This window comes from Bacillus sp. ISL-35 (genome assembly GCF_018613355.1).
Lineage (GTDB): Bacteria > Bacillota > Bacilli > Bacillales > Cytobacillaceae > Mesobacillus.
The window spans coordinates 1-15,908 of sequence record NZ_JAGGQK010000024.1; the positions used below are offsets into that span (position 1 = coordinate 1).

The following is a 15,908-nucleotide window of genomic DNA, read 5'->3' on the forward strand; positions in this document are numbered from 1 at the left end:
CCAGGTTCAGACAAAACCTAGAGGAAATCCCGTAACTATGTCCGAAGTAGCTCCAGGTTCGGACAAAACCTAGATTAAATCCCGTAACTTTGTCCGAAGTAGCCCCAGGTTCGGACAAAACCTAGAGGTAATCCCGTAAATTTGTCCGAAGTAGTCCCAGGTTCGGATAAAACCACGAGTGATATCTTTAACTTTGTCTGAAGTAGCACCAAGACCAGACAAAGCTACAAAATCGCTGCCTTCCTAGAATAATTCATGATCAATCTCCTATTAATCCCTTCACCTCCTTTTTATGTTCTAAATTATCATAAAAGCAAATATAGACTCATAAAGTGTTAATGACATAGTGATTTTACGTTTAAGGAATGAAAGGAGGAGTCGCTTTGTCTCAGGGGAATCAATCGTGCCTGCGATTTTCACTAGAGGAGTCAGTGTGGTTTCAAAGAGGACAGGAAGTCGCGGAGCTTGTCTCGATTTCACTCGATCCGAATATAACGATCCAGGAAAATGAGCAATATGTATCCATTCGCGGATCTCTAGAGTTGACAGGGGAATATACATGCTATGAACAGCAGCAGGAGAATGATGGGGAGGAACAATTATCGGCTCTTAAGTACGTCCATTCTGTCATGGAGAGGGATGAAGGAGTGTATGAATTCCTTCACCGATTCCCGGTGGATATCACCATTCCGAAAAACCGGATTGAAAGTATCTACGACATCGATATCCAAGTAGAAGGTTTCGACTATGTTTTTCCGGAAAAGGAGCGCTTGAAGCTGAATGCGGATCTGGCGATTACTGGCCTATACGGGGAGCAGCAGCATGAAGCTGAACAGGATGCTGTTAATGAAGAAGCCGAAGAACTGGAAATCAGTTACCGTGAAGATGTTACAGAAGAGGTGGCTGATACAGCCGCAGTGTCGGACAATGACAATTCAGGAGAAGCCGTTGAACAGGACTTCCCGGATCCTCCGGCGTATTCCTTCGTTCAGCAGAATGAAACCTTGAATCATCAAGAAGAAGATTCCTATGAAGAAGAATTGTATGCACCGTTCAGGGCTGAAGCGAAGAAAACAGCTGCAGCGGAAGAGGCATCACAACCGGAACCGCAGGCTCAAAGAGAGCCGGAGCCAGAATATGCTTTAAGTGATTTTAGAGGCGAGCAAGAACCGGTTGCGGAGGTCGAGGTTGAACAGGAGGAAGTAGAAGTTGAGGTTGAGCAGGAGGAAGAAGTACCAGAAAGTATGCCTGCTGAAGTGGAAGAATCTCCTGAAAGCTCGTCTTCTCCTTTGCTGAAAAAGAAAAAACCGAATATGAAAAAGGGCATTTCAATTGCCGAATTTTTAGCGCGTAAGGAAGAGGAATCCGAAGTTGCCAAAATAAGAGTGTGCATCGTCCAGCAAGGCGATTCGCTTCAATCAATATCGGAACGCTACGATGTGCCGGTACAGCAGCTTTTGAGAGTAAATCATTTAAGCATCGACCATGAAGTACATGAAGGCCAGGTATTATATGTTCCCGGTGTGGCTATTCACCAATCATAATCAATGAAAAGGAGCAATGCCTTGTCCAAAAGGAAGCTAGTTGTCAGGGCTGGCTTGGCTGCTGGCTGGGGTTGTGACAGCACTAAGTATGGGCAGGTGTTTACAAGCACCTGCCCAACTCTATTCATGCATAGAAGTTCCAGAAAGTAGGCGAGTGATCCGATGGATGATCGCAATTTTTTAAAAGAAGAATCTGCTGTGTTGAAGCAATATCCAATCGAGCCCTATTTTGCGGAGGACTTTGGAAAAATAAAGAAGGTCTATACCAAATCAGGAACCTTTGCTTTGAAAAAAATCCATCCGTATGAAGGAACAGATTTTATCAAGCATATCCAGACTCTTTATCAAAAAGGCTATAACAGGATTGTTCCCGTCTATCCGGCTAACGACGGCAGATATGGGGTTTTGCATAATAATTCGCTGTATTATTTAATGCCATGGATGCCAAATGCCATCAGGGAGGATCAATCTGAAAGGCATAAACAGCTGTTCAGGGAGCTGGCAAGAATGCATACCCTGTCAGCCAAGGAGCTGGAAATCAGCCCGGAAGTGAAGCAAGAGCATTATGAACAGACATTGAAGGAATGGGAGAAAGAAGAAGAGTTCGTCAATGGTTTCCTTGAGAGCTGCGAGAACCGGGTGTATATGTCCCCGTTTGAACTAACATTCTGTCTGTATTACATCCAGATTCGGCAGGCGATGCAGTTTGCCAGACAAAAGCTGGAGGCGTGGAGTGAGAAAACGAAGGAGCAAAAGAAAACGAGGACTGTGACGCTTCATGGCAAAGTCTCGCCTGAGCACTTTCTGTTCGATGAAAGGGGATACGGTTATTTTATCAACTTTGAAAAAGCAAGGAAGGGTTCTCCGATTCAGGATTTGCTGCCGTTTCTGGCAAGGTCTTTAAAAACGCAGCCGAAGCACGGTGACGAAATCATTGACTGGATTTATGTATACCTGAAGCATTTTCCTTTCCGTGATGATGAAATGCAGTTATTCATGAGCTATCTTGCCTTTCCGTCAGGCATCATCCGGGTCGCAGAGACCTATCATCAACGCAAAAAAGAAGTGGATGAAAGGAGGTTTGTCCAAAAACTCCAGCGCCAATATTGGCTTTTGAACAATACTGGCTATGTGGTAACCAAAATGGATGATCTCGAAAAGCAGAAAGAGCAGGCAAAACAAGAGGGAGCCCAGAGCTGAAAGCGGCTCTAAGGCTCCTTAAAATATTTCAAATTTGATTGCCAAAGCGATCAGGATGAAAATTGTTAGCAGGAAGACATCAAAGGTTGACGGGAAGAAAAGGGTTCGTATTCCCTGAAATACACAAAAAGGAATGATCAGCTGTGCGCACACTGCCCTCGCCGTCCTCGCCCACCTGGGGAGTGTATACGGATTATACCTCTTTCTTTTCATAGCCATCCCTCCAAGCATGTAAGATATCCCTTTTTTATTCTATGAGGCATTGGCACAAAATGTGCTGATTATTGGCACAGTATGTGGCGTGATGTATAAAATAATGAAAAATAGGAAATGATGATTGACGTCAATCATCTTTTTTAGGTAGTATAACTAATATACAAAAACCAAAAATAAAGCAAAGCATTGACAGGGAAGAGTACATGAGAAGCCAGCTTCAAGAGAGGAAGTCCAATTGCTGGGAGGACTTCTAAGCAGGAACCATGGAAGGTCGCCCTTGAGCATCGCCTGGGAACGGGATAATCTCAGTAACAGGCGACGGTGAAGAGCCGTTATCCATATTTGAGCCAGCAGCAGGATTCTGTTTTTACGTTGCTGGGAAAAAAGGTGGTACCGCGAACATACTCCATTCGTCCTTTTATGGCGAATGGAGTTTTTTTATTTTCCAAAAGAAAAGCATTTGAATGGAGGAAAAAATGATGGAAGAGAATTTGTCGATGCCGACCAAATATGATCCGTCTTCGATTGAGCAGGGACGCTATGAATGGTGGGTCAAAGGAAAGTTTTTCGAAGCGAAAGATGATGAAACGAAGAAACCTTATACAATCGTGATTCCGCCGCCAAACGTAACCGGGAAGCTGCACCTTGGCCATGCGTGGGACACAGCGCTGCAGGATATCCTTACGCGCATGAAGCGCATGCAGGGCTACGATGTTCTTTGGCTCCCAGGAATGGACCATGCCGGAATCGCCACACAGGCAAAGGTTGACGAGAAGCTGCGCAGCCAGGGCATCAACCGCTATGAGCTTGGGCGTGAAAAGTTTTTAGAAGAAGCATGGAAATGGAAAGAAGAGTATGCGCAGCATATCCGTAAGCAATGGTCAAAGCTTGGACTTGGACTTGATTACAGCCGCGAGCGCTTCACATTGGATGAAGGCCTTTCAAAGGCTGTTAAAGAAGTTTTTGTATCTTTATACCGCAAAGGATTGATCTACCGCGGCGAATACATCATTAACTGGGACCCGGCAGCGAAAACAGCTTTATCTGATATCGAGGTTATCCACAAAGATGTTCAGGGTGCTTTCTACCATATGAGATATCCTCTTGCAGATGGCAGCGGGCATATCGAAATCGCGACAACAAGACCGGAAACAATGCTTGGGGATACTGCGGTTGCTGTCCATCCTGAAGATGACCGCTACAAGCATTTGATCGGCAAGACAGTTACCCTGCCAATCGTCGGCCGCGAGATCCCGATTGTCGGCGATGATTATGTTGACATGGAATTCGGTTCTGGAGCAGTTAAAATCACTCCAGCACATGACCCTAATGACTTTGAGATTGGCAACCGCCACAATCTTGAAAGAGTCCTTGTCATGAATGAAGATGGCTCAATGAACGCGAAAGCCGGCAAGTACCAGGGCATGGACCGTTTCGAGTGCCGCAAGCAAATCGTCAAAGACCTTCAGGAGCAAGGTGTTCTTTTCAAAATTGAAGAACACATGCACTCTGTAGGACACTCTGAGCGCAGCGGAGCAGTTGTTGAGCCATACCTGTCAACGCAATGGTTCGTTAAAATGCAGCCGCTTGCTGATGAAGCAGTAGCGCTGCAAAGCAAAGAAGAGAAAGTAAACTTTGTCCCTGAGCGCTTTGAAAATACCTATATGCGCTGGATGGAAAACATCCGCGACTGGTGTATTTCGCGTCAGCTTTGGTGGGGTCACCGCATCCCGGCCTGGTATCATAAAGAAACAGGCGAGGTATACGTTGATCACGAACCGCCGGCAGACCCAGAGAACTGGGAACAGGATAATGACGTTCTTGATACATGGTTCAGCTCAGCGCTATGGCCATTCTCGACGATGGGCTGGCCGAATGAAGAAGCAGCTGATTACAAGCGCTATTACCCGACAGCTGCACTAGTAACAGGCTACGATATTATCTTCTTCTGGGTTTCAAGGATGATTTTCCAGGGACTAGAATTCACGGATCAGAGACCATTCAAGGATGTATTGATTCACGGACTCGTTCGTGCCGAAGATGGCCGCAAGATGAGTAAATCACTTGGCAACGGAGTCGATCCGATGGATGTCATCGACCAGTATGGCGCTGACTCACTCCGCTACTTCCTGACAACAGGAAGTTCACCGGGGCAGGATCTTCGTTACAGTACCGAAAAGGTTGAAGCGACATGGAACTTTGCCAATAAAATTTGGAACGCTTCACGATTTGCATTGATGAACATGAATGGCCTGAAATATGAGGAATTCGATTTGAGCGGCGAAAAATCAGTTGCTGACAAGTGGATTTTGACAAGGCTGAATGAAACAATCGAGACTGTTACGAGACTTTCAGACCGTTATGAGTTTGGTGAGGTTGGCCGGGCTCTTTACAACTTCATCTGGGATGATTTCTGTGACTGGTATATTGAAATGGCAAAGCTGCCGCTATACGGTGAAGACGAAGCGGCCAAGAAGACGACAAGATCGATCCTTGCCTACGTTCTTGATAACACGATGCGCCTGCTTCACCCATTCATGCCATTCATTACCGAAGAAATCTGGCAGAACCTGCCTCATGAAGGGGAGTCAATCACTGTTGCAAGCTGGCCACAGGTTGATGCAGCTCTTACAGATGAGCAAGCTGCAGAAGATATGAAGCTGCTTGTTGAAGTCATCCGTTCTGTAAGGAATATCCGCTCTGAGGTGAACACGCCGCTCAGCAAAAAGGTTGATATGTTCCTGAAGGCAAAGGATGAAAAGACGTTAAGCATGCTGGAAAACAACCGCGGTTACATTGTCCGCTTCTGTAATCCAGAAAACCTGGAAATCGGGCTTGAAGTCAACGCTCCTGAAAAAGCGATGACAGCAGTCGCTACAGGTCTCGAAATCATCATGCCGCTTGAAGGCCTGATCAATATCGACGAGGAAATCGCCCGTCTTCAGAAGGAAAAAGAAAAGCTGGATAAAGAAGTCGAACGTGTCCAGAAGAAGCTTTCCAACGAAGGCTTCGTTAAAAAGGCTCCTGAAAAAGTCATTGAAGAAGAGCGCGCGAAGGAAAAAGACTACGTTGAAAAACGTGCAGCAGTAGAAGCACGCATCAATGAATTGAGAAACTAATAATTAAAACTTTGAAGACGAACCATTATTGGTTCGTCTTCATCATGAATTGAGGTGTTTTACATGTTTGAAACATATGAACAAGCAATGAAATGGATCCATGCAAGGCTGCGTCTGGGCATGAAGCCGGGATTATCAAGGATGGAATGGATGCTTGAGAGGCTGGAGCATCCTGAAAGAACGATCAAGACAATCCACGTCGGCGGAACGAATGGGAAAGGCTCTACAGTCACCTTCCTTCGTTCGATCCTGCAGACAGCAGGCTACCGTGTCGGCACCTTTACCTCTCCATATTTCGAACAATTCAATGAGCGGATCAGCATCAACGGACAGCCAATCAGTGATGATGAACTGGTTGAATTGACGAATGTGATCAAGCCGCTGGCGGACGAACTGGACCAGACAGAATTGGGCGGACCGACGGAATTCGAAGTGATCACCGCCATGTCCATCTACTATTTTGCAAAAATGTCTCCAGTTGACGTTGTCATCTATGAAGTGGGACTCGGTGGACGCTTTGATTCGACAAATGTCATCCATCCGCTGCTCTCAATCATCACCAGCATCGGGCTGGACCATACAGCAATACTGGGTGATACCTATGAACAAATCGCTTTTGAAAAAGCGGGAATCATCAAGAACGGCGTGAGTGTCATTACGGGAGTGAAACAGCCGGAAGCGCTCGAAGTAATCAAAAAAAAGGCGCAAGAAGGAAAATCACCGCTGTATGTGATGGAGAAAGACTATTCAACAAGTACCAGAGAGTCTTTGCAGCAAGGAGAGCGATTTGCCTTCTCCAGCATGTTCGGCCAATTCAATAATTTGGAGACATCCATGCTTGGCTCCCATCAGGTCGACAATGCGGCATGTGCAGTCATGGCGGCCCAGGTCCTTGCTAATTACTACTCCTTCATGATTGAAGAAACTGATATCCGGGAAGGACTCATCCATGCTTATTGGCCGGGACGTCTTGAAATCCTCAGTGAGGAACCCTATGTCCTGATTGATGGTGCGCATAATGAAGAAGGAATAAATGCACTTGCCAGTGAAATAAAATCGCGTTATGCCGATAAAAAGATTACCATCTTATTTGCAGCTCTCAAAGACAAGAAGTTTGACAAGATGATTGCAACTCTGGAAGATGCAGCGGACCATCTAGTCTTCACAACATTTGATTTTCCGCGGTCTGCGTCTGCCGAAGAGCTGATGGAGGCTGGAAATACAGATAAACTTAGCGTTGCCAGCGATTATCATGACTTCCTTCATCGCAAAATAAATGAGATCAAAAGCGATGAAATATTAATCGTGACAGGCTCTCTGTATTTTCTTTCAGAAGCAAAGCCGGTGATCGTGAATCTGCTGAAAAATAAATAAGAAAATTATGACATTGAACAAAAAGTTTGCTAAAATATTTAAAAAGTGAGACTTTTTACCCAGTCAAAAGGAGGTGGATAAATGAAGATATCCCCTATGTTCAAAAACTCTATTTGGTTTGCATGGCTGCTGGCCGTTCCAGTCGGAATCTGGGTGATATATCAAGTTTATCCACCACCGGATGTCAGCGTCTGGGAAGTCATTCCCTTTCTTGTCCTGATGGCCGTCGTGGCTTCCATGCCGATGGTCGTCAACAATACGCCCATCTTCCTGATTCAATGGGTATCACTCGCGGTATTCCTGAACTACGGAATTTTCATCGAAATGATGTTGATGCAGATTTCGGTATTGATCCTTTTGATGAGGCTGCGTGTTCAAAAAACGGATCTATACAGATTTCCATTAAACTCGTTAATGTTCTTTATCGTATCATTGGTGAGCGGTCTGCTGTTTTATGCGCTCGGTGGTCGTGAAGGGGTTGATCTGGCAAAGGATCCATACATTTATGTCCTTGGAACAGTTTATGGCATTAGCAATTACGGAGTGAACACCCTATTCTTGTTATTTTTGCAAGCGATGATTTTAAAACAGAAGGGGCCATACTTCGGAAAAGACTTTATTTGGGAAACAGTCACGACATTGATCACCTTCCCGATTGGGTTCGTTCTATATGAGCTGTATTTGAGTGAAATGGGACATTATTCGTTATTGTTCGTTGGGATTCCCTTCGCAAGTCTGTCTATCATTCTCAGTCTCTATTACTCCAGCGACAAGGTGAACCAATTTTTACAGAATGCGGCGGAAATCGGACATCAGCTGGCAGAAAGATTGAAGGCAGATGAAGTGCTTGATCTTTTCGTCAAAAAGCTGATTGAGATGCTGCCGGTAGATTATGCTTACATATTGGATGTAGTGGATGATAAGGAACTAAAATTGATCCATAAGGTTGAATTCGGGGAAGTCCTGGAACCGGTTGCGGCACCGCTTGAAAAAGGCAAAGGAATCAGCGGACTCGTCTGGGCAGGGAAAAAACCTGTACTCTTCCACTCCAAAAAAGAATGGAGCCACATAAATTCAGGCTATGTCCCACCGGGAGCTGAAAGCATACTCGGCGTTCCCATTGCCCGGAACAACCAGGTTGTCGGTGTACTCGTCCTCGCCGCAAACAAAAAAAGAGCATTTGAAAAATCACAATTGATGATAGTCGACATTCTCTGCTCCCACTTCGCGATTGCCGTGGAAAATGCAAGGCATCACGAAAAAACAAAGGCAAACAGCGAGCGATGCGCGCTCACTGGATTGTATAATTATCGTTATTTCGAAAACAGGCTGACCACCGAATTCGAAAAGCTGCAATCAGGCCAAAGGGACCTCCTATCCCTCATTCTGCTCGACATCGACCATTTCAAATCTGTCAATGATACATACGGTCATCAAAGCGGAAATGAGATTTTAATACAGGTAGGCGAACGTCTCAGGAAAAAAGTCGGCATGATTGGAACCCTTGCACGATACGGCGGAGAAGAGTTCGTCATCCTGGTGCCAAACATGATGAAAGGCGATGCGCTGAAACTGGCCGAACAAATCAGGCTGCTGATTGCAAATGAGCCTTTTATCCTCCTGCAATCAATGGATGAAGAAGGAAAACAGCTGCATGTCAACATCACCGCCTCAATCGGTGTAGCCACTGCGCCTCAGGACGCCGATGATTCATTGGCATTAATCCGGCATGCTGACCGGGCCTTATATGTTGGAGCAAAGCGATCCGGACGGAACCGAGTTGCGGAATATGTGAAATGATGAAATACCACTTATTCAGGTGGTATTTTTTCTGTTCCATATCACTATTAATTGTCAGTTTTCGCTGCAGATTCATAGTGTCATATAGTGTCGTTTGCTAGTATAATAGGAAGAAAGTATGAGGATTATGCGAAAGAAGGAGCGGCCCATGTCTAAAAGATTAAACCAGCATGGTTATCATTTATTAGAAGTTACCCTTGGAGTCGCGTTGCTTTCGATTGTACTCCTTTCTTTTGCAGGCTTTTTTTTACAGGCAAAGATTTTTAATTCCGATAATGAAAGCAGAAGTTCTGCTGCCCAGCTAAGCCAGGAAATTTTACATATCATTAAAAAATCCCCTTACACGACCGATTTAACAATTGAGGAATGGAATCAATTATATGGAACTGATTTCGCATCTAACGAACGTTTTTTCCTGGAAGTTGGAGAAAAAAAGTATTATCCTGTAGTCCAAATTATGCACGCTGACTCATTTAATAATAATTTGCCAATGGATTTAAATTTAGTAGTAGTTTCGATTCAGGAGAAAAGTAACGATACATATAAGAATGTTTATGAAACTTTTGGTTACAAGGAGTGAACCCAGGATGGAAAGAAACGGTTTTACCCTTGTAGAATTATTAGCCGCTCTTACAATAACAGGCATTATTATCGTTCTTGCATACTCTGTTTTCCATACAGGGATCAAACAGGGAGAATCCAGCAAAGAGGATGCATTTCTTCAGCAGGAAGCTCAGCTAATCGCTGAAACGATCCGCAACAAACACTTGAAAGAACCTGCCTATCAATTAGAAATAAAAACGGATGGAGTACTACTTGATGGAAAGGCTATATCAAGTAAGTATAGCTATATGGCTCAAGTCGTCTATGAAAATCATACATACTCAGGTGAGCCATTACAAATTGATACAAAATTGCCTCTTGAAATGACTTTGAAGATAAAAAAGGGAGACCAATCCTATACATTAAGAACTTTATTTGCAAGGGGAATTTCGGATGAGTAAAAACGAACAGGGATCCGTGTTGCTAGTCGTGTTGCTGATGATGACCGTTTTTTCCATAATCGGAATTACGCTTGTTGGAATGGCAGCCAATAATTCCAAGCAAATAGCCCATACCGGAAGTGAGATTAAAGCGACTAATCTTGCGGAGATGGGGGTCACCCATATGAAAAAACAGGTAACTGGCATACTCTCTAGGAATTCAAAAAAGAGTTTAGATTACACCGTTGCAACCTTAAACAATGAATTGCCATTTAATAAATCTTTTAATTTGAAATTAAGTCAATCATATCCCATGTACAGAATAGAAAATATAATAGTTAGTCCTGTAAAAAGTGGAGAACAAGAAAAAATTTCAATTGCCTTCACATCGATTGGCATTGCTGAAGACCACCAGGAAAGCAGGATATCAGGGAAAATGATAGTTTCAAGAGGATTTTTGACTGGGGATTTCCCGCAACCCACAACCGAGATGAAACCTTCTGATGAGGAGTCAATCAAATCCAATCATGAGTTTGCGAGTTCGAAATTATTCCTAAATAATTTTTCAGTAAGATCAAATACGGACTTATCTTTTAAGAAAGATGCTTACTTTCAAAATGGCTTAGAAACCGAATCAAATACACATTTGGAAATTGGAAGAGATTTGTACCTTAAAGAGGAATCTTCTATTAAAAATAATAGTGACGTCTGGGTAAAAGGTAACGCCCATATTAAAAGCTTAAGTGTTAAACAAAATAATCCAGAGAGAGGAAATCAGGGGTTAATTTGTATAGAAGGTACTTTGTATTTATACGGAGATGAAGAAAATATATCCGTAAAAACACCAATTCCAAGTTGTGCTCAAATTATAGACAGTAATCATGAAAGTGGAATTTATGCCATGGAAGTTGTAAATGTATCGGAAACTCCTGAACCTTATGCTTGGGACGTAAAGGATTTGTTACTAGAAGCATCATATCAATAAACATAAATGAGGTGTGGAAATGATAGAGTTTTTCTTCTCGATTTTAGCAGCAGTAATTGTCATCCCACTCATCGTATACATCCCGCTTGGATTAACCAAACGGGGAAAATGGTATGTGGTTGTTGGTACATTAATTATAGGGCTGATTGGCACTGGATTAACTGCATTGCTCGTTCAATGGCAAGCCATTCTGCTTATCATCCTTTTTTCTGTCATAGTTGGCTTAATAACTGAAAGAAAAAGTGGGATTTATAACGGTCCTGAAGCTATTAATATCTTAAACAACCAAGAAATGATTACCGAGAATTCTGCTCCAGTTGAACCAACACCTAAGTTAGTTAATAGTTTTACAGCTTTTGACGATATGAAAGATGAGGATCCTATAAGTGAACTTTATGGGATGCATTCTTCTGAACTGAAATCTGAAAATGAAGAAAGTGACCTACTGTCTCGTCAGCAAGAAGATGCTAAGGGAGAATCATCTGACTCTAAACAAGGATATCTTAGTGATATTGAAAAGATGCTGGACTTTCAACAAAAATCCAATGATTCAGAAGATGAATTGTGGGAGTACATAGAAGCCAAATAAAAGGGAGGTATGACAATGGTCAGCAATTTTAAGCGTTTTAAAGTCACAATGGTTTTGACCATTGCCTCTCTATTTATATTAGGTTTCTCCCAGTTTTCTACTGTTGTTTTTAGCTCATTTTTCGAAAGGGATCTATTTCAAGAGCAAACATCAATCGGGCCAATTAGCCTTTCAGGAAAATCAAGAGAACAGGCAGCTTCATTGCTGGAAGAGCAAATAAAAACTTGGCAAGAGAATGCTTCTTTTGAATTGAAATATAAAGAATCAAGCCAGAAGGTGGATCCTAATAGTTTCAAGTTTTTAGTGGGTGAATCAATTGAATCAGCAATAGATGGAAAAGAAAATTCCCTGATTGTTGAAGTCAATCAACAAAACATAGAAAATACATTGCAACAGCTAATTCCTAAAACAGACTTCCATGCACTGGATATGACGGGATTGCTTAACGCCTTATCTTCAGCAGCATCTGAACTTGATCCATCCCTTACCGTAAGGCTGGAGGACTTTTTGCCAAAAGAAGAGCCAGTTGTTGTGGCCACTGCATCCAGGCAATTGGATGGAGAGTTTACGGACATTGAAAAATTCGTACATGAATTTCCTCAGATATCGATAGAGCCGCTTACAAACGTTTCATTGAATAAGTTATTAGAAGGTAAAAAGTTGAATCAATTATCATCTCACCAGATGAGCGTAGTTTCATCAGGTCTTTTTGAGGCATTGTTATCAACTAACTTCACTATAACCGACAGAAACATCGGAAGAGAACTGCTAGAAAACATTAAACTAGGGCTTGAAGCGAAAGTTGATTTTAGCAAGAAAATTGATTTTTCATTCTACAATCCTAATGAAAATCGATACGACATTAAATTACTAATTGATAGGGGTAATTTAGAGATCTCTATTATAGGCATCCCCTTTTCTTCAAAATATCAGATGAATCTTACAGAAAAGCAAGAATTTAAGCCAAGAACAATCAAGCGTTACACACCTCTTTTGGAACCCCGTCAAAAATCGGTGGAAACCGAAGGGAAACCGGGATTGATGATTAAAGTATATCGAGAGACTATTTCATCAAGTGGTGAATTGATTCAATCGGAATTGATATCTGAAGATTTTTATCAGCCAATTCATCGAGTAGAAGTACATGGAATCGATCCAAATAGTAATCAAATACCACAACCGGAAGAACAGGGGACAGAATCATTGGCTAATACGGACAATAATGGCAGTTCCATGAATGAAACACCGACGGTTAACACAGAGAATCAGTCACCTGCAACAAATGAGCAAAACGATCCTGATGAAGGAACAGATGACAGTGGGGAAGACAGATTGTGGGGTAAACCGAATGAAGAACCCAAATAATCAGGAGGCGAACAGATGAAACAAACTCGCAGAAGACTTGGAGATTTATTGATTGAATCTGGACTGCTGACTGAAGACCAACTCCAAACCACTCTTAAGGATAAACCAGCGGAACAGAAGCTCGGTGATGCCCTGCTGCATAGAGGTTATATAACAGAGCAGCAATTAATAGAGGTGCTGGAGTTCCAGCTGGGGATTCCGCATATAAGCTTATATCGATATCCATTTGATACAAGTTTATTTAATCTGATTCCCAAGGAGACGGCTAAACGTAATTTAGTCATCCCTTTAAAAAAAGAGGGAGACAAACTTTATGTAGCAATGTCAGATCCGATGGACTTTTTTACCATTGATGATTTGCGTCTATCGACCGGGTTTCATATTGAGACTGCTATTGCAACTAAGGATGATATCATACGAGCCATAAATAAATACTATGATATCGACGAAGATTTTGAAGAATTAATCGGGCAAGAATATGCAATTGAACCAGTGAAAGAGGAAAAGGTAACAGATGCAGATTCCCCAATTGTCAGGCTGGTCAATCAATTGTTATCAAATGCAGGTGCAAGTAAGGCGAGCGATATCCATATCGATCCCCAGGAAACCAAAGTAGTAGTTCGATATAGGATCGATGGCATGCTGCGGGTAGAACGAGTCCTTCCTAAACATATGCAGAATGTATTGACAGCGAGAATTAAAATTATGGCGAACCTGGATATTACAGAAAACCGAGTGCCGCAGGATGGCCGGTTTAAAGTCAATCTTGACTTCCACCCAGTCGACTTGAGGGTATCTACAATTCCAACTGTCTATGGAGAAAAAATTGTGCTCCGTCTGCTTGATATGGGCAGCACCTTAAATGATATTAACAAATTAGGGTTTAATGCTTTAAATCTAAAGAGATTCAATAGTATGATTTCCAGACCCAATGGGATCGTTTTGATTACTGGGCCTACAGGGTCAGGTAAATCTTCGACCCTATATGCTGCTTTAAATAAATTGAACAGTGAAGAAGTTAATATCATCACGGTAGAGGACCCAGTAGAATATCAAATCGAAGGAATCAATCAAATACAGGTTAATCCGAATGTCGGGATGACGTTCGCAGCAGGCTTAAGATCGATTCTTCGCCAGGATCCAAATATCATCATGGTCGGTGAAATAAGAGATAAGGAAACAGCAGAGGTAGCAGTAAGAGCTTCGTTAACCGGTCATTTGGTATTAAGTACCTTGCACACAAACGATGCTTTGACTTCTGTATCAAGACTGATAGATATGGGTGTTGAACCATTTCTGGTCGCATCTTCTTTAAGCGGCATTGTATCTCAGCGGCTCGTTCGGAAAGTTTGCCGGGATTGTGCTGAATCCCATTCTCCAACCAAACGGGAACTTGATATTTTCTCTAAAAGAGGAATTGAAATTTCCACAGTATGGAGAGGAAGAGGATGTGCTTCCTGCAATATGACAGGATACCGCGGCAGATTAGCCGTTCATGAAGTTCTTTCGGTAAATGAGGAACTCCGACGAGCGATCATGAATGAAGAAACGGTAACCAAACTTCGTGAAATTGCCGTGAAGAATAAAACGATTTTCCTGATTGATGATGGCTTATTGAAAGTAAAACAAGGATTGACTACCACCGAGGAAGTCCTCCGAGTAGCCATTGCAGAATAGCGGGGGAGAGCAGATGAAAGATAAAATTGAACGACTGCTTCAAGCAGGTTTTGAGCTGAAAGCGTCAGATATACATATAACAGTTGGTGTACCTCCTGTTATGAGAATTAATGGGGAGCTAAGAAAGTATGGCAAAGAATCGCTTCTCCCTGAAGAAACAGAAGGAATGGCGAGGGCGATCATCCCTGGAAAAATGTGGACACGGTTTAAGGAACAGGGAGAACTGGACTTTTCCTACGGAATTCCAGGTGTTTCACGTTTCCGGGTTAATACTTATCATCAAAGAGGCTGTGTATCCATGGCCATTCGAATTGTCCCTACAAGTATTCCTACCATTGAAGATCTTAAACTTCCGGAAATACTGAAAAAAATATCGGAGAAGCCCCAAGGATTGGTGCTTGTAACAGGTCCTACAGGCAGCGGGAAGTCTACTACCCTAGCAGCGATGATACAGTATATGAATGAAACAATGAGGAAACATGTCATTACGCTAGAAGATCCAATTGAATATTTACACAAGCATGGAAGCTCGATTATCGACCAGCGTGAAGTGGGGTTTGACACAAATAACTTTGCCAATGGATTGAGAGCCGCCCTGCGACAGGACCCGGATGTGATCCTGGTTGGGGAAATGCGCGATTTGGAAACGATTCAGACAGCAATCACAGCGGCTGAAACTGGACATCTTGTTTTCGGTACATTGCATACCTCAAGTGCACCGGCCACAATCAATCGAATTATCGATGTATTTCCGCCATCACAGCAGGCGCAGATACGTATTCAGCTAGCTTCTGTACTCGTTTCTGTGATCTCGCAACGATTATTTCCGACAATAGAAAAGCAAGGAAGGATCGGAGCAACAGAAATCCTGGTTAATAATTCGGCAGTAGCAAACTTGATCCGGAATGAAAAAATTCATCAAATCATCAGCATCATGCAAACTTCCCGGTCTTATGGCATGCACACCCTCGAAATGGATGTGAAGGAGCTTGTCCAAAAAGGGATGATTTCCAGGGATTCTGCTGAACCTTATCTTCAGGAAACTATGGTGTAATC

13 protein-coding genes and 1 other annotated feature are annotated in these 15,908 nt (G+C 42.8%); of the genes, 12 read left to right on the forward strand and 1 reads right to left on the reverse strand.

Annotation, left to right across the window (positions count from 1 at the left end):
• Positions 1-383: 383 nt before the first annotated feature.
• Complete coding sequence (gene spoVID, locus J7E38_RS22010) at positions 384-1,544, forward strand: stage VI sporulation protein D (protein ID WP_214704716.1); 1,161 nt, start codon at positions 384-386, stop codon at positions 1,542-1,544.
• Between the two features lie 162 nt (positions 1,545-1,706).
• Positions 1,707-2,744, forward strand: a complete 1,038-nt coding sequence (gene ysxE, locus J7E38_RS22015; protein WP_214704715.1) for a spore coat protein YsxE — start codon at positions 1,707-1,709, stop codon at positions 2,742-2,744.
• Positions 2,745-2,762: 18 nt separating this feature from the next.
• On the opposite strand, the gene J7E38_RS22020 is transcribed toward ysxE, so the two are convergent.
• Positions 2,763-2,957: a hypothetical protein gene (locus tag J7E38_RS22020; RefSeq protein WP_214704714.1), complete on the reverse strand. Its 195-nt coding sequence runs from the start codon at positions 2,955-2,957 to the stop codon at positions 2,763-2,765.
• Positions 2,958-3,137: 180 nt separating this feature from the next.
• Positions 3,138-3,381 (forward strand) — a binding site (T-box leader).
• Between the two features lie 58 nt (positions 3,382-3,439).
• On the opposite strand from J7E38_RS22020, the gene J7E38_RS22025 reads away from it, so the two are divergent.
• From J7E38_RS22025 to J7E38_RS22070, 10 genes are all read left to right on the forward strand, one after another.
• On the forward strand, positions 3,440-6,079 hold the full coding sequence (locus J7E38_RS22025) for a valine--tRNA ligase (RefSeq protein ID WP_215038939.1): 2,640 nt from the start codon (positions 3,440-3,442) through the stop codon (positions 6,077-6,079).
• Positions 6,080-6,142: 63 nt separating this feature from the next.
• Positions 6,143-7,453: a bifunctional folylpolyglutamate synthase/dihydrofolate synthase gene (locus J7E38_RS22030; protein WP_214704712.1), complete on the forward strand. Its 1,311-nt coding sequence runs from the start codon at positions 6,143-6,145 to the stop codon at positions 7,451-7,453.
• A gap of 81 nt (positions 7,454-7,534) precedes the next feature.
• Positions 7,535-9,253: a sensor domain-containing diguanylate cyclase gene (locus J7E38_RS22035; RefSeq protein ID WP_214704711.1), complete on the forward strand. Its 1,719-nt coding sequence runs from the start codon at positions 7,535-7,537 to the stop codon at positions 9,251-9,253.
• Positions 9,254-9,401: 148 nt separating this feature from the next.
• Positions 9,402-9,833, forward strand: coding sequence for a type IV pilus modification PilV family protein (locus tag J7E38_RS22040; RefSeq protein ID WP_214704710.1), 432 nt, complete (start codon positions 9,402-9,404; stop codon positions 9,831-9,833).
• Between the two features lie 7 nt (positions 9,834-9,840).
• Complete coding sequence (locus tag J7E38_RS22045; RefSeq protein WP_214704709.1) at positions 9,841-10,257, forward strand: PulJ/GspJ family protein; 417 nt, start codon at positions 9,841-9,843, stop codon at positions 10,255-10,257.
• Complete coding sequence (locus J7E38_RS22050; RefSeq protein WP_214704708.1) at positions 10,250-11,221, forward strand: hypothetical protein; 972 nt, start codon at positions 10,250-10,252, stop codon at positions 11,219-11,221. The genes J7E38_RS22045 and J7E38_RS22050 overlap by 8 nt, the downstream gene beginning before the upstream one ends.
• 19 nt (positions 11,222-11,240) lie before the next feature.
• Positions 11,241-11,810 carry a hypothetical protein gene (locus tag J7E38_RS22055; RefSeq protein ID WP_214704707.1) on the forward strand — a complete coding sequence of 190 codons (570 nt, stop codon included), beginning with the start codon at positions 11,241-11,243 and terminating at the stop codon, positions 11,808-11,810.
• Between the two features lie 15 nt (positions 11,811-11,825).
• Entirely contained in the window at positions 11,826-13,175 is a 1,350-nt protein-coding gene (locus J7E38_RS22060) for a G5 domain-containing protein (protein ID WP_214704706.1), read from the forward strand.
• Between the two features lie 15 nt (positions 13,176-13,190).
• Positions 13,191-14,852, forward strand: a complete 1,662-nt coding sequence (locus tag J7E38_RS22065) for a GspE/PulE family protein (RefSeq protein ID WP_214704705.1) — start codon at positions 13,191-13,193, stop codon at positions 14,850-14,852.
• Between the two features lie 13 nt (positions 14,853-14,865).
• Complete coding sequence (locus J7E38_RS22070; RefSeq protein WP_214704704.1) at positions 14,866-15,906, forward strand: type IV pilus twitching motility protein PilT; 1,041 nt, start codon at positions 14,866-14,868, stop codon at positions 15,904-15,906.
• Positions 15,907-15,908: the final 2 nt, after the last annotated feature.